Source organism: Pseudoalteromonas sp. SG45-3, assembly GCF_014164075.1.
In the GTDB taxonomy this organism is placed as follows: Bacteria; Pseudomonadota; Gammaproteobacteria; order Enterobacterales; family Alteromonadaceae; genus Pseudoalteromonas; species Pseudoalteromonas distincta.
In genome coordinates, this window is the sequence record NZ_JACJEN010000001.1 from 317,136 (window position 1) to 343,191 (window position 26,056).

A 26,056-nucleotide genomic window follows, 5' to 3' on the forward strand; every position below is an offset into this window, starting at 1 on the left:
ACAAAAAGCTTTAACCGATAGCAGGAATTAGCCCCGCCATTTGCATAAACTGCGCAGCAATAATCGTTATGCCACATATAGCTGCTATGCCAAGCCCAATATTCCCACTTTTAACTTTGTAACCTGTTTTACTTGATGTTGTACGCTGTTTATAAACCATTGCTACAGGCAAAAATATTGCAAGTACGACAAGTGCTATTGCAGCGTAACCTAAAGCCATAATAAAGCCTTGAGGATAAAATAATGCAAAGCCAAGCGGCGGAATAAACGTAATTAAGGCCGTTTTAATTCGGTCTATTTTATTGTCACCTTTTTTAAATGTATCAGCAAAAAAATCGAATAACCCTAAACTCACCCCTAGAAATGATGTCGCAAGTGCTAAATCAGCAAATAACTTAACGGCCGTTGCTACACTTGGGTTATGCGCAATACTTGCTACGCTTGATACAAAGCCACTAAGGCCTTGGCTGTTGAGTAAGTCAGCTTGGCTCATAATACCTTGGCTAAGTAGTTGCCAAAAAATATAAATGACTAAAGGCAGGGCGGCTCCAGCAATCATTACTTTGCGCAGTACTTTTATTTCTACACCAACATATTTAACAATTGAAGGAATAGAGCCATGAAAGCCAAACGAAGTAAATATAACCGGTATAGCCGAAAGGATTAACCCTTGCTCTACAGGTATCTCTAATAAATGCTTACCTTGTACATAAGGGGTTAGCATGTAAAACAAACTAGCTAATACAATAATTTTTATTGTAAATAACACTCTATTTAGTTTATCTACCTTGCTAGTGCCCAGTGTTACCACACTTGCAATAATAACAGCGAGGATCACAGAGCCAAACTGTGGGGCTATATTTACATCAAAGCCTATATTTATACGCGCTTGAAGTTGTGCACCACCACCTGCAATATAAGCAGCGCATAAAGCGTAAAATAAAAAAACCATCGAAAAATTCGCGATGTATTGTCCTCGCTTCCCAAGCAATAATTTAGCCAGCGTATTTAACGTTGCATCGCGTGGTGCATATTGGTGTAGCTCTAGCATGAGTAGTGCGGTGTAGGTCATTAGTAACCAGCTAGCAATTATCAATGCAAGCGCAGTACTAAACCCAAGCCCGGCAGATGCAATTGGCAGTGCCAACATACCTGCACCAATAGTTGTGCCTGCAACAATTAACATGCTTCCAGTTGTTTTATTTTTAAGCACTTAATTACCTTAATTATTATTAATATACATGCACGATATAACTAGTTACTCAAATCTCAAATAGTTTTGTAATAAAAGAGCTGTATTAAAATGTAACTTACAATTTACAACTGTATTTATTAAGGACTTGTATGCATTTAAAAGTATTAAAATAGGGTGGTGAGGGTATAATTTTATGTACGTTGGATTGCGTTATAAAACGCTAAGGATTGGCATGTGCCGGTAAAAGTATCGTATTTTTTTATGGTTCTCATTTGGTCTACTACACCTCTGGGGATTGTGTGGAGCAGTGAAACAGTATCGCCAACGCTTGCTGTATTAATGCGTATGCTGGTGGGGTTGTTTTTAGGTGGTTTAATTGTTGCCATAACAAACATTAGAGTACCTTGGAGCAAAAATGCATGCTTACTTTATTTTTATTCGAGTATAGGTATTTTTGGCGGTATGTTGTTGAGCTATATGGCAGCTAAAACAGTCCCTTCGGGTATTATTTCGCTTATGTTTGGCCTTGCACCTATTTTGTCAGGGTTGCTTGCTCAGCAATTATTAAATGAACCTAAATTTAGCCCGATTAAATTAGTGGCGTTAGCGTGCGCCTTAATCGGCTTATATTTTGTTAGTTATAACCAAGTACAAAACTCGCAAACTCAAGGGCTCGGGTTACTTTATGTGTTTATGGCTGTCTGCTTTTTTAGCTTAAGTGGTGTGATGATTAAACGCGTACAAATTGCGATTCATCCTATGGCGACAACATTTGGTGCCTTAGTTTTTGTAACCCCACTCTTTTTTATTGCTTGGTGGTTATTAGATGGTCAGTTGCATATACAAAACTGGAGTGCAAAATCATTGTGGGCAATTGGTTATCTAGGTGTGTTTGGATCTTTAGTTGGGGCTTTGGCGTATTTTCATGTACTGCAAAACCTAAATGCGAGTACGGTATCACTTACTACGCTCATAACTCCTAGCTTTGCGTTAGGCTTAGGAGCTTGGCTAAACAATGAGCCATTAAGCCAAGAGCTAATAATTGGTGCGGTTATTATTTTAATTAGTCTGGGTTTTTTCCAATTCGGTGATAAATTTTTAAAGCAAAAGAGAGTAAGCGCAAATTAGTTTTACTACATTTTTCAATTTGGTGATAAGTTTTTAAAGCTAAAGAAAGTAAACACAATTAGTTTTACTACATTTTCTCTATTTGAATAATTAAACGACGGTTTTTGTCTCGGCCTAAAATGTTATCGTTATTATCAACAAAGCGTTTTTCGCCTAAACCGGTGGTTTGTACTTTTGCTTCATCGACACCTAAGCTCACCATATAATCTTTTATAGTTTTGGCGCGCTTGCGCGATAAATCTAAGTTATTCCAGCGTCCGCCATAACTATCGGTGTATGAGTCAATGCTAATGGACTCTATGCTTGCGTCATTTTTTAAATACTCAGCAATCTTATCAAGACGTTGTTGCGACGATTTAGTTAATTTACTGCTGTTAGATTGATAGTTCATTACAGTAAACGAAATATCTTCAAAGCTGTAAGGGAGTAGCTCATCGCGGCATTGCAAAAAAGCCCAGTAAGCTTGTTTAAAGTTTACACTCGATATGCCAACGGCAATTTTATCGGCACTGTTTTGCCAGTCTTGATAATAAAAAGTAGGGTAGTAGCCTTTTTCAAGCTCGCTAAGCATCTCCCATGCGGTTTTATTGCCCAGCTCGCCATCAAACTTTTTAAGTAATTTCATGTTTGCAATATCGCGAGCCGGCAACCCTGCACGCCATGTAGGCGGCACGGCTTTTAAACCTGCAATTGCGTAGTTATCTGGGCGTACAACCATGTCTAAATTAAATGTTAAGTTTTTATTTTTACTTGCTGAAGCTTTAAAAATAGCTTCCCCATAATAAGGAACCTCATGATTTAATTGGCATTGTAAGCGCGTTGTTTTAACGACTTCCCAGTTGGAGTTGTCTTGGGTTGCTGTATATTGGCGCATAGCAGCTTGCGAGTGAGTACTGCAAAGCACTGCACTTATACTAAGGCTAATAAATAACAACTTATACTTCATGGTGCTCTCCAGCTATCCGGGAATGCCAATAATTTGGCAAATTAACGACTGCAATGATTAGTTTGTTCTCTACGTAACTAACTTATTAGTTAAAGCAAGTTATGTGCCTACAATTTTAAAGCAATAAATACTTAAATCCCCTAGCCTAGGGGGCATCAATTTTGACATAATAGTCAGCTTACACGTATAAACAAAGAAGACTATGGCAAATACTGAGCAAACACCTTTCGCAAAACGCTTTCGTGGATTTTTTCCTGTTGTTATTGATGTTGAAACTGCTGGTTTTAACAAAGAGACAGATGCCTTGTTAGAAATAGCAGCTTCTGTTTTAAAAATGGATGACGAAGGACTGCTCAGCATAGATCATACTGTTCATTTTCATGTTCAGCCATTCGAAGGCGCTAATATAGAACAAGCAGCCATCGACTTTAACGGTATAGACCCGTTTTCACCATTACGTGGCGCAGTACCTGAAGACGAAGTAATTAAAGAAATATGTAAAGTAGTACGCAAAGCGCAAAAGGCCGCTGGGTGCCAACGCTCAGTTATTGTGGCGCATAATGCCGCATTCGATCATGGCTTTTTAAATGCAGCAATAGAGCGTAATAACATTAAGCGTACGCCATTTCATCCGTTCGTAAGCTTTGATACAACATCTTTAGCGGGTTTAGCGTTAGGGCAGACTGTATTAGCAAAAGCATGTAGAGCGGCAGGTATCGAGTTTGATAACAGCCAAGCACACTCAGCGCTTTACGACACAGAACGTACAGCTGAGCTTTATTGCTTAATAGTAAATCGCTGGCAGCAATTAGGTGGTTGGCCATTAGCGCCAACTGATGATTGCGACGCAAATGGCGAAGTTGAAACTGAGACACAAAATAACGAAGAAACTAAAACGTCTGAGTAATTTTACCCTCAGTTAGCTTAACTAGGTGGGGCGGGTAAATACGCGAAAATTGTTTAGAATCTTTCGCTATTTTAAGTTCCACACCAGGGTGCATTAATTCATTTACTTTTAAACGACTACTGGCAAGTAATTGCACTATTTTTTGCTTAATAAGTAGTTTTTGACGATGAATATGCGCAGAGCGTATTTTTATATGCTTTTCATTTTCAGTTATCTTATTCATGAATTGCTGACGCTGAGCAGCCCCCGCAATTTTACTCGCTTTTTCACGAGCCTGTTGTAAAGCGGTTACTTTAGTCGCAAGTACTTTTTCAAAATCGGTTATTTGTGTTTGCTTTTGGCGAAGCTCAAACCAGAGCTGCGCTAAAAATACGCGTGTTTTAGTACCGGCTGGCGCGCCTAGCTCACCCGTTTCAATGCGCATAGCATCTAAAATATTACCGCCAATAATTTTACCTCGCGGATCGTTTGCTTTGCCTACACGTATTAATCGCCTAGCACTTAAATCACAATGCAGAGCTTGGCGTTCAATAAATAAATCTTGTTCGGATTTAATATTGCAGTACTGGGCATAACCAATAGAAATAGTTCGCAGAGCGGTTATAGAGCATGTAAATGCTTCCTCGCCTTCACGTTTTCTACCAATTGCGCCAAGCATAATGGTTACCGCACTTTTACTTTCAACAGCTCCTGATTCTACAAAACCCAGTACCGTAATATCACCATTGGCTTTTACACGCATGCCGTCTTTAATATCGCCAGTAATAATTACGCTACCATCAAAATCAACGTGGCCTGTACTTACATCTACGTTATCAAAGCATAAAACGTCATCTACACGCATACCTCGGGGTAGGGCAACGGGCACACCTTTGCAGTCGGCAATAAGCATATTAGGGTTATTAGGATCTACTTTTGTACCTTCGAAAGGCTGGAGTTGGTGATCTGTACCTGGTTTTGCACTAATTGAATCGCCAAATACCGTATAGCCATCTTCTCCAGGGGTAGCGGCAATGCGCTGCATTAAGGGGGTACCAGGTTTTACGGTGATAATAGCGCCAAGATTTTTCATATCAACCTTACCACCTTCCTTAGCTTGTGGGCTAAGCACACGGTCTTGGGCTGTTGAGCATAAACGTACAAATTTAGCATCGCTGCCTTTTTTAGGATTACGCCCATGTGCAATTATGGCGCTATAAGAGCTTCCTGCTGGTTTTTCAAATTGCTGGCCTAAAAAGGTATCAAGCGCGCGTGGGCTTATGCCTTTTTTAACACCTGCATCAGCAAGCGCTTTTTGCGCACCTTCCATAGACAAAAGCGCACCACCTTTAGCGGTAGTTAATGTTGCTTCTGCGACCATGTTTTTTTCATCAATATTAATGACAAGCGACGCATCTACCGCTTTAGCAACGACAAGTGATACTTCCTGATAGTTTTTAGTTGGCGCAAAAAGCTTTCCAATATTGGCAATGACAGCTTCGTACTCACTAAACTCAGATTGTTCGAGCATTTGCGTAAGCTGAGTACTCGTAACAGGAAAGCCACTATCAATAGGGTGACTAACTAAAGAGACAAACCCTGTATTTTGATCAAATGAAAAAACCGACATTTATTAATTCCCTACTCTATGCCTGTTATTATTTTTGTTTTTTACAACTAAAGGTTTAGAAATGACAAAAACCTTAACTCCTTATTTGAACACAGGTTAAACACATTGTTAAGCAAATGTTTATATGGGCTTGCATAAACTAAATTTTGGTTACTTAATGCTCGGTTAGTGCACGCAATTAAAATAAAGCGTTACTAGGCCTTGAGTATCAGTACTTTACTCAGTTATACTGTTTGCACGCTCTGAATTGAGTTACTAATTCAGGGGCTGATTAGGATTCGACGGAATTCAAGAAGCCCAAGGTGCATGTCGAGGTGCGGTTTGCCTCGTTAAACAGCCGCAACCTAAAGTAATCGCAAACGACGATAACTACTCTCTAGCAGCTTAGGCTGGCTAGCGCTCCTTCCATGTATTCTTGTGGACTGGATTTTGGAGTGTCACCCTAACACCTGATCGCGACGGAAACCCTGGCCGGGGTTGAAGCGTTAAAACTAAGCGGCCTCGCCTTTATTTACCGTGTTTGTCCGGGACTTAAAGGTTAATTAAATGACAATACTAAACATGTAGTACCGACGGTCGAGGCTTTTCGGACGGGGGTTCAAATCCCCCCAGCTCCACCAATAAAGGTTTTTGAACTCGTTATTCGAAAACCATAAGAAACCCGCAAATTTGTTAACCCAAATTTGCGGGTTTTTTTATGGAATTTATAAAATAAAGTTTAAGAATGTCTTATTGCGCGTAGCTTCATTTTTATTGCAATCACAAGCAGGCTAAATAACGACAGCATACTTATTAACAACGTTAGGTTAAGTATAGGGTTACTTGGCTCGTAGGTAGTGACAGGAGAATTGTTTGTAGTTTGCGAGTTTTGCTGTTGCCTAATATAGCTTTGGCTGATCCAATCTACCGCGTTTATCCATTGTACTTTGGCGGGATCAGTATTGTTTAGCATCCCTATTACATGCTTATCGTTATCTAAGCCTTTTGAAAGTTGTACCAGTTGCTGCCAAAATTCATTTTTAGGGCCTAGGTCATCTATTTCTTGCAGGTGCTGTTGTAATTTATCGCCCCCCATCGTTTTTATATCAGCTTGTCCTGTACTTTGCGCGTAGCTATTTATTAGCGATGAAAAGCGACTAAAGTACTCATTACTTTTTTGCTGTGTAGGGTTAGCTGCTTGCTCGTTTGTTACTTTTTGTGTTGGTTGATTTAGGCTGTTTTGATCAATCAAATATTGTTTATAGTTTTGGTAACTTAAGCTGTTTGTAGTTGTGTTATTTGTGGTTCCATTATTTAGAGTGCCAAAATTGTTTTTAAGTGCATTAACACTGATCCCTACGCCTATTATGGTAATAATACAAAGTGCGCAATAGCAAAAGTACAATCCGCTTTTTAAAGTGTTACGCAGTAATTTATATTTATTATAACTTTGCTTAATAGCTGCAGCTGTATTTGGGGCTTCGTTTGTATCTAGGCGTTCGTTTTGTATTGAAATACTTTTGCCGTCAGTACTTTCACTAATGTGTTTATCTGTATTTTTGTTGTGCTCAGTGAGTGCTATTTGATTATTTTTAGATTGAGAGGTTACAGTAGAGAGTTGCGGTTCTACTTTAGTAATTAATCCTAGCTTTTTTAGTGAGGATTCTGTTTTAACAGCATCAATACTCGATAAGTCTTTTTTTAAAGCGTAAGCTTTTCCATCAAATAACTGAACAACAATATTATGAGGAATATTTAGAAGTTGGCTAAGTTTTTCTTGGGCAGAGGTAAGGTCAGTATTTTGATATAACTGACCATTAAAAACAATTTTAAATGTAGCGCTCACGTTAGTACCTTGCTTGTGTAATTCCATTTTTGGAATTTTATTTTTATTATTTGATACACAAAGCTAATTTAACAGATAAAGGGTATGCTTTCTAATGATTTGTGATTAAAAAAAGCCTTAACAAACAGCGTTAAGACTTTGGCGTGTAGCTGTTACTTTACTTTATCGTTTTGCGAGTGATTTTACAGATTGCTTTTGATCACTGGCAGGTTGGGTTGCTTTGTCTATTAATGTTTCAAGTGGTTTATTTCGAACGCACATAAGTACTTTGTTCATTGCTTGGCATGTGCCTGTCGCTTTTTTATCATGGCTTGTGTAGCTACAACCTTCATTAATGGCTTTTTCTTCACATGCTTCCCAAGGCGCGTTTGAGCCGTGGCCTGCATGACTTAGCGCTGAGCATGAGGTAGCAAGTAAAAAGCCAGTGGTTAGTGCTTTTATTACGTTAAATATTTTCATTAGTATCTCAGTTAATTATTTGGCCAGAATGCGAGTTATCTTGCGGTAGCACCTTTAAAACAACCAATAAACATGTTTTCAGATACATCGGCTGCATGGTAGTGGTATCCGCGTGTATCGTCGGTGTGGCCTCTACATTCGTCTAAATCAGTGGGTTCTAATCCATCTTCGTTAAGCATGCCAAATATACCAAATCCATCGAGTGCATAACCCATCATGGCGGCATGACCGTCTGATTGGATTTGTGTTTGGCTACAGCCTGCTTCACCGTGGTAGTGATAACCTGCTACTAAGTTAATATGGCCGGCGCAATCATCAAAGGCTGCAATAGTGTATGCGCCTAAAATAGCCTCAACAGGGGCGGGTGCAGCAAGTACAACACCATTGAGAGCAACACCCACATTAGCGTTACCAATACTGCTATTTTGAGTGGTTGCAACAGGCGTTATTGGTATTAAAAATGATTCTGATATACCGCCATCAACATAATCAATAGAGCATTCTACGCAGTGGTTTTGGTATTGCTCCTCTACGTTTGGACGTGCAGCACCATCACACGATTCTTGTGTGTCTGTTACATTTACCAGGCCTGTACCTTCGTCGTATAGCTGCCAATGGTTATCGTTATATAATGTTGGTAGATTTAAAATAAAGTCGCCAGTTATATCGTAAACCTCACCGGTGCCGTCAAACCAAATACCGGCTTCGTCTGCTGTTGATGTGATATTTCTAGGGCAAAATACACCAATCTCGTAATTTGAAGGCGCACCGGCAATATCAATTTTGTAGCATGAAGCTTCATCGCCATTACTTAGCGTACATGTTTGAGTGGTAATTGATGAAATGAGCGCATCGCTTTCAAAGTTAAAAGGGTCAACTTCTACAACGAAATCGGTTGAAGTATCTGTTGTAGTGCCCTCATCGGTGGTTGTTTCAGTTACGACGGTACTTTGAGTATCGCTACCGTTACAGGCAGCTAAGCCCAGTGCAAGTATGCACACTGTAAGCGGTGCTAAAATTGGTGCGTTAAGTTTTCTCATCAGAAATATCCGGTAATGAAGTTGAATGTATAATATTTGTTAAATGTGCAAACAAAGTGCAAAAACAACGCAACATAATACATTGCCTGAAATAGAGGCTTATAACGCTTGCTATAGGTGTATGTTGTACCTTTTATTGTTTAAAATACTGCGACTTTAAAGTACCTAAATAGGCAGTGGAGTTTTATGGACTTTTTATTTCCCGACAGTATGTCTTTATTTTTGTTTTTATTAATGATGATCACCGCTGGCTTTACTTCTTTTATATCTGCTGCATTTGGTGCGGGTGGCGGGCTAATGTTGCTTGTTGTTATGGCGTCGTTTATTCCTATGGCAGTTGTTGTGCCTGTGCATGGTTTAGTACAGCTTGGCTCTAATGCAAATAGGTTATTACTCAGCTTTAAGCATATTGATAAAAGCATGTTTGTATATTTTGCGTTAGGCGGCTTAGTAGGGGCGGGGTTATCAAGTTTTGTTATTGATGATATATCGCTTGATGCTATGAAGTTAGTGGTCGCTATTTTTGTTATTTATTTACTGTGGGGTAAAACGCCGCCAGTAAAATTAACCTCTAAGCTATGGCGTATGGTCGCCGGTGGCATAACGACTTTTATTTCTATGTTTGTGGGGGCGAGCGGGCCATTAGTTGGTAGCTGTTTATATATAAATAATTACGAAAAGTTAAAGTTTACGGCAACGTTTTCGAGCATTATGAGTGTGCAGCATTTATTAAAAGCGGTAATTTATGGTGCTGTTGGCTTTAGCTTTTGGCAATGGATGCCGCTTGTAATTGCTATGGTAATAAGTGGTGCTGTAGGTACTTGGTTTGGAATTAAATTACTTAAAAGTATGTCTGGGGATAAATTTAAGCGTATTTTTAGAGTCGTTTTAACGTTATTAACGCTACAACTCGGTTGGCAAGGTATTAAAATATTACTCCACTAATTTACTTAGTGGAGTAAATTTAATTTTATTAAACATAAATCACTTAAGCGGATTAAATAACTCATTGCCTAAAAACTACCGATGCAGAGCGACTACACTGTAATTTTTTGGCTTATCGATGAACTATACTAATCTGCAATAATTGTTTATACGTTTAAATAAATTGGTATTAAAGCTTATTTAACAGCGGCTTTAATTGGTTTGTCGCCATCAAATAACTCAAAAATGCGGTTACTAATAAATGAGTTAGTCGCAATATGTAATAATGCATTAGCTACGTTTTCGCGGCTAATTTTAGCCTCAGAACGATCACTTGGTCGCTGCGTTGTTACTTGCATTGAAGCACTATCATCAGTCAGTGTACCAGGGCGAACAATGGTGTAATTTAAACCACTATTGATTAAGTGCTCGTCAGCCATGTGCTTGGCAACTAAGTAAGGTTTTAAATCACCTTGAATCGAATCTGGGTCGTCTGCACCGATTGAGCTGACCATAATAAAGTGTTTAACGCCATGCTCTTTTGCAAAGGTAGCTGCTTTAGTTGCAGCCCATAAATCAATAAGTACAGTTTTATCATCGCCCGTACTTCCGCCAGAACCTGCAGCAAAAATCACTTGGTCACAGCCTTTTATTGCTTCGCCAAAATCGCCTTCAAGATCTTGCTCAACAATAGTTAAAAAAGAGCTGTTTAAATCACTTAGCTTATTTTTGTCACGCACTAATGCCACAACATTTTGCTCATTTTCTAAAAGTAGCTCAGTTGCCATTTTACCTATTTGTCCGCTTGCGCCAATAATTAGGGTCTTACTCATAATTAACTCCTTCCAATAAATAGTAAAAGTAATGTGCTTACAAACAGACCTTGGGGTAGGGGATAATTTTTAAAGGGTAAAAAAGAGTTTAAATGAGCTAATTTCAAAAAATACTTTAATTAAAATTCAATACTTAACTGAGTATTAAAATTAGCTGCTTTTGGCGTGTTTTTTAGAACTTTTTATTCAACCATTATACTCACTTCGGTCACATAACTACGGCGATATAGACTAATACGAACCTTATGTTCTTGGTAATTATAAAACAAAGTGCGATATGTATTATTGCCGCTTGTTTTTAACGGCTCTCCTAATTTTTGCTGATAAAAGCGAGCGATATTAGAAATTGAATCTGTTAAATAACCAGTGCGTACCATTGGATATTCGCCGGCTACATCCATTGTTGTAACAAACTCTTCAGGAAGTGGGATTTCAGTGACGTTTTGGCTAAGTACATTAAACGATAGAGTGCATAGCAGTATTATTAAAAATGCTAAAGTTTTCATTAAAGTCCTTTAAATAATAAATTCCATTTATTGGTACTCATCTTACCTCAATAAGCACCTTTGTCATTTAAATTTTATTACGAATTAAATCTCGTACTATAAACCGAGCAGGGTGAATAGCTTGGCTTACACGTTCGCTTAATGGGCGAGGCTCGTTATTTAAACAGCTTACGAGATGTTCTGCGCTTAGCGGTGCGCTACATAAAGCGCGGGCGCCAAAGCCGGTAAAAATATGTAGGCCTTGTTGTGGCTTATTAAGTTGCTCATACTGATAGCGTTTACCTAAACGTAGGTTAGCAAAAGCCATAGTGTAATCACTTTGTTCGCACCATTGCCCTGCCATTGGTAGGTGATCTATAAATGTGCATCGTACAGCTGCTTTTGCCGAGGTAATGTTGCCAAGGGTTGAGGCAAATTCACTTTGCTGATAAAAGCTAAGTAGTTGCTCTTGGTTTAACTGATTGTCGAGCGCTGTAACTTGACGGCTTTTGGTGTTTTTTTCAAACGTTGCACCCATACAGTGATGATCTAAATAGGCTGGGGTAAAATACCCTTTATGGCATAGCACTGTTTTAAGTTTGCGTGATTGCTCACTTGCCTCAATATGTGAAACTTGCCCGCGTACGCCTACTATTGGTAGCGCTTTTGTTTGCTCAAATGAATCACTGTGCTCGCCCGCACAAATAATTACATCACTAAAAGGACCTAACTGCTCATCATTCGTTAATAAAAACCAACCGCTATCAGTTTTTTTAAGCTGTTTTATATTGCAGTTAAATACGCTTTTAAATGGGTTTATGCTATTTGCAGCGCTTAACATGGCGTTTACTAATTGCGGTGGGTTAACCCAGCCGCCTTGCTCAAAAAACACGCCCGAATAACCTGTTTCTACGCCGGCTATTTCGTCGCCTTGCTCTGCGGTTACGTTGTGCATTAGCTGGGTTGGCCACAGTTGTTTTTGTGCTAAGTTTTCATGTTTATCGGCCAGAGGTTTTTTTACTGCGTGTTGTAATACGCCGCACCAATCGTAATCAAAATTAAAACCACTGCTAAGTAAGTTGTTATATAGGCGTTTAGCGTATAAAAAGCTATGTGCAAACAATTCACTGTGCGGCGAGTTTTTTGCTTGAAGGTGAGGGTAAATAGCACCTTGCACATTGTGCGATGCCCCCATAGCTGGTTTTTCATCTTGGCAAAACAATTGGCTTGCTATGCCTCGTTTAGCCAAACTATATAAAATGCAGCTACTGGCTATACCGCCGCCAATGACCGCTACATTTTTTAAAGCGCTGCTATCTTGATGAAAATATGCAGGAGCTGATTGAGCATCATTTACGCACTCTAGTTGGCCAACAAGCATATCTCTTTTTTGGCCAAAGCCTTTGGCTTTTTTAGTATTAAAGCCTGCATCAATTAATCCACGACGAACAAAACCTGCTGAAGTAAATGTTGATAAGGTTGCACTTGCCCTTGATATATTGGCCATAGAATTAAATAAACTTTGCTGCCACATTTCGGGGTTTTTACTTGGCGCAAAACCATCTAAATACCAAGCGTCAACAATTCCTGTTTGCGGATAGCTCATTGCTTGTATTGATTCAAGTGCATCACCAAAGTATAAATCGAGAACAACAAGTCCATTGTCAAATTCGAGTCTGTGGCATCCTTCTAAATTAATTGGGTATTGTTTAGATAATTTGTTACTAAAGGCGCTTAATGATGGCCATGCCTGTAGTGCTTTGTTTAAATCGTCTATGTGCAGTGGATATTTTTCAAATGAAATAAAGTGTAAGCGTTTAACACCATTATCTAATTGATTTTGAACTTGTTGACGTGCAAGGTGGTCAGTAAAGCGTTGCCATGTATTTAAAAAGTTTAAACCTGTACCAAAGCCGGTTTCAGCAATAACAAAATGTGGCTGGTCATGATTTTGTAATCGTGCATCTATATTATTTTGCTCATAATACACATAATGCGATTCAGCTAAGCCATCGTCATTAGAAAAATAAATATCACCGAAGTCATTAGCGAAAGGTGTACCTAAATTATTAAAGTGTATATGTGCATTTTTGATCATGATTTTTTAATTTTATAGATATATTTTTTAATTATTTTACGGGTTTTCTTTGAAATAGTCTGGCGTTATTTATAAGCTAGCAGTTCAGAGTACAAGTGTACGCTAGAAAGCTGACCACTTAGGTGATTAAATTCGCGTAAAATAGAATGCAATTAAGTATTAAGCTAAGGGAATTACCCATGAGAAGAGCTGTAATTACAGGTATCGGTGTTGTATCAAGTATAGGTAACAACAAAGAAGAAGTATTAGAATCGTTAAAAACGGGCAAAAGCGGCATCGCTTTTAATCAAGAATTTGCCGATTATAAGTTACGTAGTAACGTATCGGGTAAAATTGATATTGACGTTAAAGCACACGTTGACCGCAAAGCAATGCGCTTTATGGGAGATGCTGCTGCTTACTCTTATATTTCAATGACGCAAGCAATTGAAGACTCAGGTTTGTCTGACGACCAAGTATCAAATGAGCGCACGGGTATTATTGTTGGCTCTGGCGGTGGTTCGTCTAAATGGCAAGTAGAAGCTGCTGATATTTTACGTGAAAAAGGCGTAAAACGTGTAGGGCCTTATATGGTGCCACGCACTATGGCGAGCACTACATCTGCTTGCTTAGCAACACCATTTAAAATTAAAGGTGTTAACTATTCAATTAGCTCTGCATGTGCAACATCTGCGCATTGTATTGGTAATGCCGTAGAGCAAATTCAGCTTGGCAAGCAAGACGTTGTGTTTGCTGGTGGTGGTGAAGAGCTGCACTGGACATTGGCAATGGAATTTGACGCTATGGGCGCACTTTCTACTAAATACAATGAAACACCTGAAAAAGCATCTCGTACATATGATGCAAATCGCGATGGTTTTGTTATTTCTGGCGGTGGCGGTATTGTTGTAGTTGAAGAACTTGAACATGCACTTGCACGTGGCGCGCACATTTACGCTGAAATTGTTGGCTACGGTGCAACATCAGATGGCTACGACATGGTTGCTCCATCTGGCGAAGGTGCAGCACGTTGTATGCGCCAAGCTATGCAAGATGTAGATAGTATTGATTACCTAAACACGCATGGTACATCAACGCCTGTAGGCGATGTTAAAGAGTTAGGTGCGATACAAGAAGTGTTTGGTGGTAAATCACCAATGATCAGCGCAACTAAAGCAATGACGGGTCATGCACTAGGTGCTGCAGGTGTTCACGAAGCTATTTTCTCATTATTAATGCTAGAGCACAGCTTTGTAGCACCTTCAATTAATATTGATGAGCTAGATGAGCAAGCGACAGGTTTAGATATTATTACTGAGCGTCGTGATGTTGAGTTAAATACTGTAATGTCTAATAGCTTTGGCTTTGGTGGCACAAACGCGACTTTAGTTATGAGTAAGTACAAAGGTTAATTTGAGCTTATAAGCCCTATATGCAAACGCATATCTGGGCTAAATAGCCCAAAACAAAAAAGGAAAGCCGAGGCTTTCCTTTTTTATTATCGAAAGTTTAATTAACCTTCGTTATGTTCTTGACGCGCTTGCTCAATTTCGTCTGCAATTTCTTGCGCTTTTTGCTTAGTTTTTTCAGTTAACTCGCCAGCAGCTTCTTTGCTTTTAATCCATGCGTCAACCGCAATCTCTTTGCCGTCGTCGTACATGTCTAAGCCCATTGCTTTACTTTGCTCTAATAGCTCGTTTAAAGACTCGTCATTTTTAAGATCGTTAGTTGTCTCTTTAACGTCGTTCCATGCATCACCAAGCTTTTCTTGCATTTGTGCGCTTTTATCTTTTGCATCTTCTTTAACTTCGTTGGCATCTTCACAACCAGTTAATGTAATTAAAGTGCCTAATAAAGCTAAACCTGCTAATTTATTCATGTGCTATCTCCTTTAGAGACTGATAATTAATTCGAGGCAGACTATACAACAATGAAAATGAACGCCCCCGTAACAAAACGATTAAATTTTAAATTAATGAATGAGCATGATTGGCCTCAATTATTTGAACTCGACCAAGACCCGGCTGTAATGCAGTATTTAACACGAGGTGAACCTACCTCTTTAGAGCAAATAAAAAATGAGGGAGTGCCTCGTATGCTCGCATATCGAAATGAGCTTAAAGGCTGGGGGCTGTGGAGTATCACTATAAAGCAAACCAATACATTTATAGGTTGGGTATTAATAAGGCCTATGTGCTTTTTTACTGATGCACCAAACTACAGTGATATTGAAATAGGCTGGCGCTTTAAGCAAGCAAGTTGGGGGCATGGTTATGCAACCGAGGCGGCTTTAGCATTATGTGATGAACTTATAAAGCAAGATGACGTTAAGGCGATAAGTGCAACGGCACTAAAAGATAATACGGCCTCTATAAATATAATGAAAAAGCTAGGTCTGCAATTTATAAAAAATTATACACATACAGACGAGCAAGGCGACTTACCTGCGGTGCTTTATTCAAAAAGTGTTTAAAGATGATTAAATATCAACAGTATAAAGATTGACCTGTCCTTAAGTGACGTGCATTAATAAGTATGCGTAACTAAAAAATAATAAATTAAGGATGTTGTATGGGATTGCTTTTTTCACCACGTAAATTAATTGTCAAAAGTGTGCTGGTTTTACAGTTCGCTGCTTTTAGTGTTTTAGCGCAGCCTTTATCGCAAAGTGCGGTAGCAATGCCTGACTCGTTCAGTGCCGATGCTGCTAAAAGTATATTAGAGCAAGGCGGTAATGCTGTTGATGCGGCTATTACGGCACAATTTGTACTAGCAGTAACGCTTCCTGAAGCCGGCAATATTGGCGGCGGGGGATTTATGCTTATTCAAAAAGATGGCAAGGGCGATTTTATAGATTATCGCGAAACAGCGCCAACAGCGGCTCATCGTGATATGTATTTAGATGAGCAAGGTAATGTTATTGCAAACAAATCAATATATGGTATTCACGCAAGCGGTGTACCTGGCAGTGTAGCGGGCATGTGGCTTGCCCATAAAAAACATGGCACTTTAAAGTGGGAAGAATTAGTACAACCAGCGGTAACGTTGGCTGAGCAAGGGTTTGTAGTTCCGCCTAAGTTAGCAAAAGGTGTGAGCAATTATATAGCCCACCTAAAAGAGCAAAAAATAAATGTAAACTTCGAAAAATACTTTGCTGATGTAAAAGCTAATAAAGTATTTAAGCAACCCGAGTTAGCGGCAACGCTAAAGCGTATCCGTGATAACGGCCAAGATGGGTTTTATAAAGGCGAAACTGCAAATATTATTGCTAAATTTATGCACCAACATGGCGGTATAATTAATCAAGATGATTTAGAAGGTTACACCGCTAAATCACGTACACCTATTAAAGCGAGTTGGAATGGTTATGAAGTACTTACTTCTCCACCGCCGAGTTCAGGTGGTATTGCTATTTTACAGTGGCTTAAAATGTATGAGCTACAAAAACCAGATGCGGGCTTAGCGCATAACTCTACTCAGTATGTACACTTACTTTCTGAAATAGGTAAACGTGTATTTGCAGATAGGGCGGAGTATTTAGGCGATCCTGATTTTTTTGATGTACCAGTCAACGCATTAACTAATATTAACTACCTCAAAGAGCGCAGTAATGGCATTTCGTTAACCGCTATCTCGACTACCAAAAATATTAAACCGGGCCTTAAAGAAAGTGAGCAAACTACACACTTTTCAATCGTTGATAAAATGGGTAACGCTGTCGCAAATACCACCACAATAAACTTAGGGTTTGGTAGCGGTGTAGTTGTTGAAGGTGCAGGGTTTATTTTAAATGATGAAATGGACGACTTTAGTGCCAAACCAGGCGTTATGAATGTGTTTGGTGCAATAGGCGGCAAAGCTAACGAAATACAGCCGCACAAGCGTATGCTTAGCTCTATGACGCCTACAATACTCCTTAAAGACAACACCGTTAAAATGGTGACAGGCTCGCCTGGTGGCACAACAATTATTAGCTCTGTGTACGAATCTATTTTAAATGCGGTAGAGTTTGATATGACTGCAGAGCAGGTTGTAAATAGCCCTCGTTTTCATCATCAACTGTGGCCTAAAAATATAATTAGAACACACATAGGTTTAACCGATAGCGTAAAAGCAGAGCTTACAAAAATGGGCTACACCATAGATGAGAATCACTTTGGTGACTTACACGTTATTATTAATAAAGAGGGCCAATTAGATGCCGCTTCTGAAGCATCAGGACGTGGTAAATCAATTGTTTTTTAAATAAAAAAACACCGCGCTAAAAGCGCGGTGCTTTAAACAATACAAAATTATTGAGTATCAATTAAATCTTCAACACCCACTATTAGCCATGGAGCATCGTCTGAAATTAGACGCTCTAAGTGCCAAATTTCTAAAATAGGCTCTTCTTTTTTATCGCCTAAATCACGGTACTTACCTTTAAAGCGAACACTAATCTGCCACGATTGCGCGTTTGTATCTGCGCGCACAAGTTCGGCATCAATAAACATCACTTCTGTTTCTACGCTTTGTATAGCTTCACGTTCAGCTTTAAACTCGGCAACAAGTGCAGGGCTTAAGTATTCAGCCATTGTGGTGTAATCGGCATTGTTCCATGCAGTTTGTAGCGTATGGTAATGACTACGGGCACCTTGCAAAAAGCCATTAACGTCAAAGTTAGGTGGTAAATTAAAAGGCACACTTTCACCTTGTGGGGCGCTGCTTGCAAAGGCTGTACTTGTTGGTTGCTCGATAGGTGCTTGTTTAAAAGCATTTTGCTGAGCACTTGTACTTGCACTGGCAAGTTGTGGGGCAAGATTAGCACGTAAAAAGCCCGTTACTAGCTTAAATAAAATAAAGAGTCCGCCAGCTAATAAAATCATTTCTAATAGCTGAAAACCTTCAAAATCGTCGCCTAGCATTGCTGCAATTAAGCCACCCGCTAAAAGTCCCCCAAAAACGCCTGCCATAATGCCTTTTTTATTCGATGTGGCTTTAGGTGCAGCTGTAGGTGTTGTTGTATCTGTTTGTTGTTTTTGCGCTGTTTGTTGTGTTGCAGGTGTCTGTCCGCGTTTACTGCTGCCAAACTTTTTACGTGCATGTGCATCAAAACTGGCTGTACATAACAATGCCAATAATGAAAAAATAACGATGATGTTCTTCATGAAATTCCCTAATTAAAATCGAGCCGCGATTATAATTTACTTTCTTTAGGAATTTAATTAATTACTTTAAAAATCAGAGGTTTTGGGGAGTGAAGAAACGCTTTGTTAGTGAGTATATAATCAAAAAACCGCTCAGTAGAAACTAAGCGGTAAATTTGTCTATTTTAAAGCCAACGAATTGCGCCAGTAACGCGTTCATTGTATGTATCTAGAGGTGCTCCAAGACTTGCCACTAAAATAGTATCAGCTTGTGAGCCACGATTAATGTGACCTTCAAAGCGCTCATCGCGGAAGTTGTCATCCCCAAAACCAAATGATTTATTTTCAGAAGGCACTATAAATACCGTCATTGGACCAAAATCAGACTCAAATATTAAATGCAGTCCTTTTTCGCCTTTAAAATCACAAAACATGGCATAAGTTACAGCGCCAGGAAGTTCATCAAGATGACCACCTAATACTGCAAGCTTGTCGTTAACGCTTTGTAGGCTAATGGGGTCTTTTTTATCAAGCGCATTAATTTCGTAGTACACATGGGCAAGCGCATGCTCACCTGCTTCGTGTGCAATATTTTGCTCTGTACTAAAAAAGAAGGCACTAATCGCCACTACAAAAGACGCTGCTAACGCAAGATGTACACGATCAAACTTAAAACGCGATCGAGCATCAACCACGTTTTTGCCTGTTGCTTGTTCTTCTTGGAGTGCTTTTTCTTTTAACGATGTGTTTAAAAGAATGCGGTCTGCAAGATTTTCAGGCACAGGTATATCTAAAGAATCTTGAATGAATTTATCAAAATCTTTCATATCGTTAATAAAACTTTGTCGCTCTGGGTTATTGTCAGCAAACTCCATAAGCTCCTTGTCAATGTCGTTTGGCTGCGCAATAGTGCGGCGACGAAACTCAAGTTCATCCATTATTTTGATGCCCCTTTAAGTTGTTCATCATCACGGCTTAAAGCCTCTTTAAGTTGATTTCTGGCACGGTATAAACGAGTCATTACCGTGTTTTTATTTAAATTAAGTATGCCTGCAATCTCTTCACCAGAGCAGCCCATTACAACTTGCAGTAATAATGGCTCTCGGTATTCATCAGATAGCAGTGCAATCTGGCGTTGAATTACCGTTTGTTCCATTTCATCGTCTAATGAATGGCTGGTTTCATCAACAAGCGTATCGTTTTCTACGTCGCTGTAATCAAACTGTTTACGTTCAAATCGGCGTGCGTTTTCTCTTCGTAATATAGTAAGCAGCCAAGGTTTAGCTGCCTTTTGATCAAGTAAAGAGTCGAGTGAACGCCATGCGCGTAAAAACGTTTCCTGTACTAAATCATCTGCTATGTGCGGATCACGGCATAACCAATAAGCAAAGCGATAAAGCTCTTTATTGTAAACGTGGACCAAGGCTTCATAACGCTTTTGTTTCTCTGCCATATCGATTAAGACCTGATTGTTTGATTTTTTCTTTCCAAGCATAAGCACTTTTTTAATTAAAAATTATTAGTTATTGCAAAAAAAGACCTGAGGTTCGTAGTTATTAATCATAAAGGTCTTTTAATACAGTTTGTTGCGACTTTGATGCCTGAGTTTGATAGTTCTCAAGAATTTTAATAATAGCATTAAGATCCGTGTTTGCGCCTTTATTACTATAAAGTTGTGCCTGCAATTGGCTAATAAGACCATTAAGCTCGCTGCTGTTTACACGGATGCAGAGCTCATCAATCGCGCCAACATTTTTATGGGTCACCTTTACAGAAAAGTTATTTAATGCGGTGTAAAAGGCTTTCACATCGTGTGTTTTAGCTAATGCTTTAAGCTCATTTAAGCTTGGCTGAGAAGTACCACGGGTGTTTAGCTGTAATTTTTCAGTCGTATTTTTAGTAGAACGGCTTATTAAGTAAAAAATTACAGTACCAATCCATAAAATATACCCTAAAGCGGCAACAACTATTAACCAAAGAGGAGTATCACTTTTAGTTTCAATAGGTTGTGTGCCAGTTGCTTGATTCGAAATATTTTCAAGAGTAGGTGAATTATTTGTGCTGGGTTGTGGGTTTGCTATGGCTGTATTAGGCGCGGTAGTACTTGGCGTTACTGTAATAGTACGCTTTGGTAATGTAGCTACGCTAATACGGTTCATCTTGGTATTAAACCAAGGCAGCTTTATTTCAGGCAAAGTATAAGTACCTGGTTTTTGCGGCAGTAAGGCATATGATGCCGTTTGCTGCGACACAACGCGTCCGTCTCGCACTGCATTGTTATTTTCTTTTTGATCAGGGTAGCTGCGTATGCCATCAATAGTAGGCATAGAGATTTCAGGTAATTGCTCTTTTGTAACTCCAAGCGCGGTAAGCGTAATAGTACGTGTTATAGGCGTACCTACTTCTACTGTGTTGTCGTTAGGTTGCCATTCTTCATCAAGGTTAACCAATTCGCTTGGTAACCATGCGCCTTTATAATCACTCGGGATTGGTCTTATTTCTACTTGCTGATCATCGCCAAGAGCAGATACCTCCAGTTGGCGGTAATTTTGCTGTACTCGCCCTTGAAAAGCGGGGCCTGCAATCGTGTAGGCACCACTTTTTTGTGGCTGAATCAAATACTCACGAGTAATAACAAGGTAGCGTTTGCCATCAACTAGCTCATAACTTTCAGTTTGTTTACCTAATTGGGTTAGCTGAGCATCTTCCATACTTGGTGTGCTTAAGCTGCCATCAAGCAGTTCTTTGGCAAGGTAGAGCTTAACAGTGTAAACACCGGCTTCTTGGACAAATAATGAATTACTCGAGAGTGACGTTTTTAAAAATATTTCGTTATTTTTATCTGCATCAACTGAGCGTTTTGCCACTTTTAACTTAATAGGTTGTGAGGTTAACCCTGCAACGCTAAATGCCGGTATCGTGTAATCACCCTCTGTACGGGTCATTAGTTTAACTGACCACGTAGTTTGTTTATTAATGCTGCCATTAATAATGTTGGTACGAGAGCTTAAGCTCGTCGGGCCTACAACAAAGTCTTTTAACAGCGATGAGGTGTCTGGTTGCTCGCCTTTAACTGTATCGTCTACCGATATATTAAGCATAAAAAATTCACCCGCTAATACAGGGTTTTTATCTACGCTGGCTTCTAATTTGGTGGCAGCCCACGAAGGCATCGCACTTAATAGCAATAAACAGCAAAATAATCGCATTACCATGATTTTTCGACTCCTGTAGGGCGACGTTTGTATTGTCTTTTTTGGGCTTCTAATTGCATTTTATTCCGTAATAAAATAGCCGGATCGTCCGGGACTTTTCTAAGTAGTTGATTAAGCTGTTGTGCTTTTTCTTTTTCTTCATTAGTGAGCTCACTTGCTTGGGCTTGCATCGCTTGTTGCTGAGCATTTTGTTTTTGCTCATCAGTGGCAGGTTGCTCACTTATTGCTTGTGGCTTACTTTGTTGCTGCTCATCCTCTTTAGGCTGGTCAGCGTCTTTATTTTGCCCTTGTTCGCTTTGTGGCTGGGCTTGCATATCAGGCTCATTTTGCTTATCTGATTGCTCGCCAGGCTCACCTTGTTGATCTTTTGATTGTTCAGACTCTTTATCTGATTTTTCATCGCTTGAGCTTTGACTTTCGTTTTCGCCTTTTTCAGAATCGCTTTTATCACCATTTTGTTGCTGATCCTGTTTTGACTGTTCAGAATTTTGCCCTTGGTTTTGCTCATCTTTTTTCTGACTATCATCTTGGTCTTGAGAGTCGTCGCCGTCGCTTTGCTGATCTTGCTGGTTTTGTTGCTCTTGTTGATTTAGTAATTGCTCAACTAAGGCTTGGTTATCGGCTGCTTGCGTAAAGTCATCTTGTAAGGTTTGGGCTTGTTTGTACGCTTCAATTGCGTCCTCAAGTTTACCAGCTTTGGCAAGGGCATTACCGTAGTTGTATAAACCGGTAGCCGACTTATCATTACTAAACTCATTAAGTGCAGCATCAAAATTACCTTGCTGGTAAAGCGCAGCGCCTTTTAACTCACTCGATTGCGCCTGTGTTGCTGCATCGTATTCTTTATTATTGTAAGCCTCTAATGCACGTTGTTCTGCATTTTTCAAAAGAGTAGGGAGCTCTACGGCATACGCATTTTGCTGCGGTAAAAAACCAAAAGCTAAAAATGCGCCTAGCAAGGCAGCGCGTCTAAATAAATACAAACCAAATGGCAGTAATAACAAGAGTCCGTAAATACCTGCATCTATTCGCCAAAGCGCATGGCTTTGTTTTTCGTCTTTCAATAATTCACTCTGCGCATTTGGAGCAAACGTATTTATGTCGTTATTGCTAGGTTGGTAACTAGCAAATTTACCGCCGCTGCTTGATGCTAAATTTTTAAGCTGAGAGGCATTAATTGTAGGTACAACAATTTGGCCGTATCTGTCTTTCAAAAAGCCGCCTTCAGGTAACTTAATTGGTGCGCCTTGAGCGGTACCTACACCATAAATATTTAATCTATATTGGGTGTTACTGGTAAAGCTACTCACGTCGCTTTGTTCTTGTTGGTCAATACCGTCGGTTACTAAAATAATGTCGCCATCAATATAACCCGCTTGCGTTAATAGCTCTTTGGCCATATCAAGACCGGCTAAAACGTTTGAGCCTTTGTCTGGCATTATTTCAGGGCTTAAGCTTGGAATTAAATTACTGAGTGTTGTGGCATCGTTTGTTAGTGGCGAAATTACATAGGCCGTGCCTGCGTAAGCTACAAGCGCGGTATCACCTTCTTTAAATAGCTCAATCATATCAAGCGCTTTAAAGCGTGATTGCATTAAACGATTTGGTAAAATATCGGTGCTGTACATTGAGTACGACATATCCATAACAATTACACGGGCACTTTTACTTTGAAATACAGGAACTTGTTTTTTCTCAAAACTAGGCCCAGCACTAAATAAAATGCCAAGGCTGCAAAACAAAGCAACTAACCAAAGTGGCTGGCTGGCTTTAGTGTTTGCTTCGCTCATTATAAATTGTGCTAAATGAGGTGCAATTAGCTGCTCACTGGTGGTTTTTTTATGCTTAATTAAGGCAACAAAAAATAATGCCACAGCAGGTATGAGTAACCATAAAAGAGCGGGGCGAATAAATTCAAAATCCATTAGTTTGGCTCCTTTAATGCACGCAGTGTACTAAGCATTACTTTTAAGCTAATAAGTAAAATAGCGATAAGTAACGGGTAGTAAAATAATGAGCTTTGTGGGCGAAATGTTTGTTCATCAGCGCTAATAGGTTCAAGCTTATCAAGCTCTGCGTAAATTTGTTGAAGGCCAGCTACATCTTTAGCTCTAAAGTATAATCCGCCAGTTTGCTCGGCAATCTTTTTAAGTAAGCTTTCATCTAAATTACTGCCACTAGAGCCACCCACATTAAAGAGACTAAAGCCGCGCGGATTATCTGAGCCAACACCAATGGTGTACACTTTAATACCTTCTTCGCGAGCTAGCAGTAGGGCATCTTCTGGGTTTAGATTGCCCGCGGTGTTTTGTCCGTCGGTTAATAGCACCACAATTCGGTTACTTTCATCTTTATTGGCAAAGCGTTTTACCGAAAGACCCAATGCATCACCAATTGCTGTTGCGCGCCCCACTAAACCAATTTGCGCTTCGCTGAGCATTTTACTTACTGTTTTAACGTCGCGGGTGAGCGGGGTTTGTAAAAACGCGGTGTCGCCAAATAATATTAGCCCAAGCCTGTCGCCTTGACGTTGCTCTATAAAATCACTGAGTACAGCTTTTACCATGGTAAGGCGGTCAACATATTGGCCATTATAAGCCATGTCTTGTTCGGTCATCGAGCCTGATAAGTCAACTGCTAACATTATATCGCGTCCTTCATTTGGTAATGAAATTGGCTCATCTAACCATGTTGGATTGGCAGCAGCAGTAACAAGTAATAACCAAATTACCCACTCGAAAGGGTTTAAACGTCGTGCGTGTGGCTCGATGCTTTGGCTGGTTAAATTGTGCTTTGCAAAACTGGGTATACGTAAACGCGTACTGGCATTACTTGCTGCGGGTTTTAATAGTAAAAGTAATAAAGGCAAGGGTAGTAATAAAAATAACCATGGCCAGTTAAATTCAAACATTTACTGACTCCTTTATTTTAAATTGCTTAATACCTTGGCGAAATTTTTCGCACAGTGTTGTATCTTTTTGGCTGGGGTTATACAAGCTTAGTATTTCTTGTTCTGTAAAGCTTAAACCGGTGAGTGTATTAAGTGTTGTGCACCATTTAGAGGTAGATTGCGCAGCAAGTCGCTTGTCGTAATATTCAATCACTAAACGTTTTAAAATAATATGCAGTTGCTGAGGGTTTTGCTCACTTTGGCTCAATTGTATTGCGTAGCGTTTAGGCTTTTTAAATTTATGTTTTTTATAAAATATATAAATAGCTGCGCACAGTGCTAAAAACAGCAGTGCAATAATAACCCACCAAGCAGGGGCGAGTGGCCACCAATTAACTTGGCTTGGCGCTATTATATCGTGCAGGCCATCGAGTGGATTGGTTTGCATGGTTATTTTCTCACTAATTGCAGCTCAAGCGGTGTTGCTGCATTGAATGATATTAAATTAAGACCCGATTTAGTTAGGCGATTAAAGCGCGCGCTAAATGCTTGCTCAGCATTTTTAGCAAAACGTTCTCTAAAGCTGTTATCCATTAATGGTAGGGCAAAGTCTTGACCATTTGCATTAACGGTAACGGCTTGCTTAAACGCAGGTAACTGATGCTCAAATGGATCGCTTATGTGGCAACCAATCAGCTCGCAGTGGCGGCTTAATATTTCAAGTTGCTTAAAGCTGGCATCATCCAGAGCATTAAAATCAGACACTAAATACACTAAGCTGCCTGGTTTTGCTAAATGGTTAAGGCGCTTTAGGTTATCGCTAAAGTTGTTAGTGGCTGTTTTATCAATATTGTTAAGCGCTTGCTGGTGGTTGTCGCATAAATTATGACAAAGCTTAAGCACGGCTTTTTCACGGGCGCTGGGTTTTAGCTCTAAATGCGAGTGCTGATTAAACACAATACCGCCAATTCTATCGCCGCGCTGACACGCCGACCATGCAACAAGAGCGCTTATATGCGCAGCTTGCACCGACTTTAACAGTAACTTTGAGCCAAACAGCATTGAGTTAGAAAAATCAGTGAACACAAACACAGGGCGCTCTTTTTCTTCTTGAAAGAGCTTTGTGTGAGTCTCGCCGGTACGCGCAGTAACTCGCCAATCAATAGAGCGAATATCGTCACCTTGCTGATAATGTCGCACTTCGGCAAATTCCATTCCTCGGCCTTTGTGCGGTGCAAGGTATTGCCCTGTTAAGGTGTTTTTTATTTTTACCTTAGGGGCAAGTTCAAGCAATTGCGCTTTGGCTTTGTAATACATCAGCTCTTTGAGTGCTAAATTAACACCGTGGCTATGGCTCTGTTTGAGCCATGCTTGGGTTTCTAATTGTTTTTGCATAA

At 39.7% G+C, this 26,056-nt stretch carries 24 protein-coding genes and 1 other RNA gene; 7 read left to right on the forward strand and 18 right to left on the reverse strand.

What is annotated here, in order from left to right; genetic code table 11:
• Positions 1-10 precede the first annotated feature (10 nt).
• Complete coding sequence (locus tag H5126_RS01380; protein ID WP_182721330.1) at positions 11-1,213, reverse strand: aromatic amino acid transport family protein; 1,203 nt, start codon at positions 1,211-1,213, stop codon at positions 11-13.
• A gap of 216 nt (positions 1,214-1,429) precedes the next feature.
• Between H5126_RS01380 and H5126_RS01385 the strand changes: the two genes are divergently transcribed.
• Entirely contained in the window at positions 1,430-2,323 is an 894-nt protein-coding gene (locus H5126_RS01385; protein ID WP_182721329.1) for a DMT family transporter, read from the forward strand.
• A 67-nt stretch (positions 2,324-2,390) separates the two neighbouring features.
• On the opposite strand, the gene H5126_RS01390 is transcribed toward H5126_RS01385, so the two are convergent.
• Positions 2,391-3,269 carry an OmpA family protein gene (locus H5126_RS01390; RefSeq protein ID WP_182712756.1) on the reverse strand — a complete coding sequence of 293 codons (879 nt, stop codon included), beginning with the start codon at positions 3,267-3,269 and terminating at the stop codon, positions 2,391-2,393.
• 202 nt (positions 3,270-3,471) lie between these two features.
• Here H5126_RS01390 and rnt point away from each other — a divergent pair, with 202 nt between their 5' ends.
• The gene (gene rnt, locus H5126_RS01395; RefSeq protein ID WP_002961267.1) at positions 3,472-4,176 is read left to right on the forward strand and encodes a ribonuclease T; all 705 of its coding nucleotides are present in this window, start codon (positions 3,472-3,474) and stop codon (positions 4,174-4,176) included.
• On the opposite strand, the gene H5126_RS01400 is transcribed toward rnt, so the two are convergent.
• Positions 4,160-5,785 carry a DUF342 domain-containing protein gene (locus tag H5126_RS01400; RefSeq protein ID WP_154903370.1) on the reverse strand — a complete coding sequence of 542 codons (1,626 nt, stop codon included), beginning with the start codon at positions 5,783-5,785 and terminating at the stop codon, positions 4,160-4,162. The two genes, rnt and H5126_RS01400, sit on opposite strands and share 17 nt — an antisense overlap.
• A 263-nt stretch (positions 5,786-6,048) precedes the next feature.
• On the opposite strand from H5126_RS01400, the gene ssrA reads away from it, so the two are divergent.
• Positions 6,049-6,405: a transfer-messenger RNA gene (gene ssrA / locus H5126_RS01405) on the forward strand.
• Positions 6,406-6,503: 98 nt separating this feature from the next.
• Here ssrA and H5126_RS01410 read toward each other — a convergent pair.
• From H5126_RS01410 to H5126_RS01420, 3 genes are all read right to left on the reverse strand, one after another.
• Entirely contained in the window at positions 6,504-7,610 is a 1,107-nt protein-coding gene (locus H5126_RS01410; RefSeq protein WP_310736022.1) for a hypothetical protein, read from the reverse strand.
• 162 nt (positions 7,611-7,772) lie between these two features.
• The gene (locus H5126_RS01415) at positions 7,773-8,069 is read right to left on the reverse strand and encodes a hypothetical protein (protein WP_024596756.1); all 297 of its coding nucleotides are present in this window, start codon (positions 8,067-8,069) and stop codon (positions 7,773-7,775) included.
• Between the two features lie 35 nt (positions 8,070-8,104).
• Positions 8,105-9,109, reverse strand: coding sequence for a YHYH protein (locus tag H5126_RS01420; RefSeq protein ID WP_182721327.1), 1,005 nt, complete (start codon positions 9,107-9,109; stop codon positions 8,105-8,107).
• 186 nt (positions 9,110-9,295) lie between these two features.
• On the opposite strand from H5126_RS01420, the gene H5126_RS01425 reads away from it, so the two are divergent.
• The gene (locus H5126_RS01425) at positions 9,296-10,054 is read left to right on the forward strand and encodes a sulfite exporter TauE/SafE family protein (RefSeq protein WP_182721326.1); all 759 of its coding nucleotides are present in this window, start codon (positions 9,296-9,298) and stop codon (positions 10,052-10,054) included.
• 176 nt (positions 10,055-10,230) lie between these two features.
• Here the strand turns inward: H5126_RS01425 and H5126_RS01430 are convergent, their stop codons facing one another.
• The 3 genes from H5126_RS01430 to mnmC form a co-directional block, all read right to left on the reverse strand.
• Entirely contained in the window at positions 10,231-10,866 is a 636-nt protein-coding gene (locus H5126_RS01430) for an NAD(P)-binding oxidoreductase (RefSeq protein WP_182721325.1), read from the reverse strand.
• A 182-nt stretch (positions 10,867-11,048) separates the two neighbouring features.
• Positions 11,049-11,372 carry a hypothetical protein gene (locus H5126_RS01435; RefSeq protein ID WP_182721324.1) on the reverse strand — a complete coding sequence of 108 codons (324 nt, stop codon included), beginning with the start codon at positions 11,370-11,372 and terminating at the stop codon, positions 11,049-11,051.
• Between the two features lie 67 nt (positions 11,373-11,439).
• Positions 11,440-13,449, reverse strand: coding sequence for a bifunctional tRNA (5-methylaminomethyl-2-thiouridine)(34)-methyltransferase MnmD/FAD-dependent 5-carboxymethylaminomethyl-2-thiouridine(34) oxidoreductase MnmC (mnmC, locus tag H5126_RS01440; protein WP_182721323.1), 2,010 nt, complete (start codon positions 13,447-13,449; stop codon positions 11,440-11,442).
• 179 nt (positions 13,450-13,628) lie between these two features.
• Between mnmC and fabB the strand changes: the two genes are divergently transcribed.
• The gene (gene fabB, locus H5126_RS01445; RefSeq protein ID WP_004335606.1) at positions 13,629-14,840 is read left to right on the forward strand and encodes a beta-ketoacyl-ACP synthase I; all 1,212 of its coding nucleotides are present in this window, start codon (positions 13,629-13,631) and stop codon (positions 14,838-14,840) included.
• Positions 14,841-14,941: 101 nt separating this feature from the next.
• Here the strand turns inward: fabB and H5126_RS01450 are convergent, their stop codons facing one another.
• Positions 14,942-15,307: a hypothetical protein gene (locus H5126_RS01450; protein ID WP_024596750.1), complete on the reverse strand. Its 366-nt coding sequence runs from the start codon at positions 15,305-15,307 to the stop codon at positions 14,942-14,944.
• 51 nt (positions 15,308-15,358) lie between these two features.
• On the opposite strand from H5126_RS01450, the gene H5126_RS01455 reads away from it, so the two are divergent.
• Both H5126_RS01455 and ggt read left to right on the forward strand, forming a co-directional pair.
• Positions 15,359-15,901 carry a GNAT family N-acetyltransferase gene (locus tag H5126_RS01455; RefSeq protein WP_024596749.1) on the forward strand — a complete coding sequence of 181 codons (543 nt, stop codon included), beginning with the start codon at positions 15,359-15,361 and terminating at the stop codon, positions 15,899-15,901.
• 98 nt (positions 15,902-15,999) lie between these two features.
• A complete protein-coding gene (gene ggt / locus H5126_RS01460; RefSeq protein ID WP_182721322.1) occupies positions 16,000-17,673 on the forward strand; it encodes a gamma-glutamyltransferase in 1,674 nt (557 codons plus the stop codon).
• 47 nt (positions 17,674-17,720) lie between these two features.
• On the opposite strand, the gene H5126_RS01465 is transcribed toward ggt, so the two are convergent.
• The 8 genes from H5126_RS01465 to H5126_RS01500 all read right to left on the reverse strand — a co-directional run bounded on the left by H5126_RS01465 (position 17,721) and on the right by H5126_RS01500 (position 26,054).
• The gene (locus tag H5126_RS01465) at positions 17,721-18,575 is read right to left on the reverse strand and encodes a Tim44 domain-containing protein (RefSeq protein ID WP_182721321.1); all 855 of its coding nucleotides are present in this window, start codon (positions 18,573-18,575) and stop codon (positions 17,721-17,723) included.
• 164 nt (positions 18,576-18,739) lie between these two features.
• Positions 18,740-19,492, reverse strand: a complete 753-nt coding sequence (locus H5126_RS01470) for a DUF3379 family protein (protein ID WP_039489227.1) — start codon at positions 19,490-19,492, stop codon at positions 18,740-18,742.
• Positions 19,492-20,049, reverse strand: coding sequence for a sigma-70 family RNA polymerase sigma factor (locus H5126_RS01475; protein WP_032827217.1), 558 nt, complete (start codon positions 20,047-20,049; stop codon positions 19,492-19,494). The genes H5126_RS01470 and H5126_RS01475 overlap by 1 nt, the downstream gene beginning before the upstream one ends.
• 61 nt (positions 20,050-20,110) lie before the next feature.
• Entirely contained in the window at positions 20,111-21,769 is a 1,659-nt protein-coding gene (locus tag H5126_RS01480; protein ID WP_182758492.1) for a BatD family protein, read from the reverse strand.
• Positions 21,763-23,694 (reverse strand): VWA domain-containing protein, encoded by a 1,932-nt coding sequence (locus H5126_RS01485; protein ID WP_182721227.1) that lies wholly within the window; start codon positions 23,692-23,694, stop codon positions 21,763-21,765. The genes H5126_RS01480 and H5126_RS01485 overlap by 7 nt, the downstream gene beginning before the upstream one ends.
• Positions 23,694-24,680 carry a VWA domain-containing protein gene (locus tag H5126_RS01490; RefSeq protein WP_182721228.1) on the reverse strand — a complete coding sequence of 329 codons (987 nt, stop codon included), beginning with the start codon at positions 24,678-24,680 and terminating at the stop codon, positions 23,694-23,696. Before H5126_RS01490 ends, H5126_RS01485 begins: the two co-directional genes overlap by 1 nt.
• Positions 24,673-25,107: a DUF4381 domain-containing protein gene (locus H5126_RS01495; RefSeq protein ID WP_004335624.1), complete on the reverse strand. Its 435-nt coding sequence runs from the start codon at positions 25,105-25,107 to the stop codon at positions 24,673-24,675. Before H5126_RS01495 ends, H5126_RS01490 begins: the two co-directional genes overlap by 8 nt.
• A gap of 2 nt (positions 25,108-25,109) precedes the next feature.
• Complete coding sequence (locus H5126_RS01500; RefSeq protein WP_004335626.1) at positions 25,110-26,054, reverse strand: DUF58 domain-containing protein; 945 nt, start codon at positions 26,052-26,054, stop codon at positions 25,110-25,112.
• Positions 26,055-26,056 lie beyond the last annotated feature (2 nt).

Bases quoted from the DNA above. Each gene is read 5' to 3' on its own strand.
- H5126_RS01390 (WP_182712756.1), bottom strand. From the start codon at position 3,269: ATGAAGTATAAGTTGTTATTTATTAGCCTTAGTATAAGTGCAGTGCTT.
- rnt (WP_002961267.1), top strand. From the start codon at position 3,472: ATGGCAAATACTGAGCAAACACCTTTCGCAAAACGCTTTCGTGGATTT.
- H5126_RS01400 (WP_154903370.1), bottom strand. From the start codon at position 5,785: ATGTCGGTTTTTTCATTTGATCAAAATACAGGGTTTGTCTCTTTAGTT.
- H5126_RS01415 (WP_024596756.1), bottom strand. From the start codon at position 8,069: ATGAAAATATTTAACGTAATAAAAGCACTAACCACTGGCTTTTTACTT.
- H5126_RS01420 (WP_182721327.1), bottom strand. From the start codon at position 9,109: ATGAGAAAACTTAACGCACCAATTTTAGCACCGCTTACAGTGTGCATA.
- H5126_RS01425 (WP_182721326.1), top strand. From the start codon at position 9,296: ATGGACTTTTTATTTCCCGACAGTATGTCTTTATTTTTGTTTTTATTA.
- H5126_RS01430 (WP_182721325.1), bottom strand. From the start codon at position 10,866: ATGAGTAAGACCCTAATTATTGGCGCAAGCGGACAAATAGGTAAAATG.
- H5126_RS01435 (WP_182721324.1), bottom strand. From the start codon at position 11,372: ATGAAAACTTTAGCATTTTTAATAATACTGCTATGCACTCTATCGTTT.
- mnmC (WP_182721323.1), bottom strand. From the start codon at position 13,449: ATGATCAAAAATGCACATATACACTTTAATAATTTAGGTACACCTTTC.
- fabB (WP_004335606.1), top strand. From the start codon at position 13,629: ATGAGAAGAGCTGTAATTACAGGTATCGGTGTTGTATCAAGTATAGGT.
- H5126_RS01450 (WP_024596750.1), bottom strand. From the start codon at position 15,307: ATGAATAAATTAGCAGGTTTAGCTTTATTAGGCACTTTAATTACATTA.
- H5126_RS01455 (WP_024596749.1), top strand. From the start codon at position 15,359: ATGAAAATGAACGCCCCCGTAACAAAACGATTAAATTTTAAATTAATG.
- ggt (WP_182721322.1), top strand. From the start codon at position 16,000: ATGGGATTGCTTTTTTCACCACGTAAATTAATTGTCAAAAGTGTGCTG.
- H5126_RS01465 (WP_182721321.1), bottom strand. From the start codon at position 18,575: ATGAAGAACATCATCGTTATTTTTTCATTATTGGCATTGTTATGTACA.
- H5126_RS01470 (WP_039489227.1), bottom strand. From the start codon at position 19,492: ATGGATGAACTTGAGTTTCGTCGCCGCACTATTGCGCAGCCAAACGAC.
- H5126_RS01475 (WP_032827217.1), bottom strand. From the start codon at position 20,049: ATGCTTGGAAAGAAAAAATCAAACAATCAGGTCTTAATCGATATGGCA.
- H5126_RS01480 (WP_182758492.1), bottom strand. From the start codon at position 21,769: ATGGTAATGCGATTATTTTGCTGTTTATTGCTATTAAGTGCGATGCCT.
- H5126_RS01485 (WP_182721227.1), bottom strand. From the start codon at position 23,694: ATGGATTTTGAATTTATTCGCCCCGCTCTTTTATGGTTACTCATACCT.
- H5126_RS01490 (WP_182721228.1), bottom strand. From the start codon at position 24,680: ATGTTTGAATTTAACTGGCCATGGTTATTTTTATTACTACCCTTGCCT.
- H5126_RS01495 (WP_004335624.1), bottom strand. From the start codon at position 25,107: ATGCAAACCAATCCACTCGATGGCCTGCACGATATAATAGCGCCAAGC.
- H5126_RS01500 (WP_004335626.1), bottom strand. From the start codon at position 26,054: ATGCAAAAACAATTAGAAACCCAAGCATGGCTCAAACAGAGCCATAGC.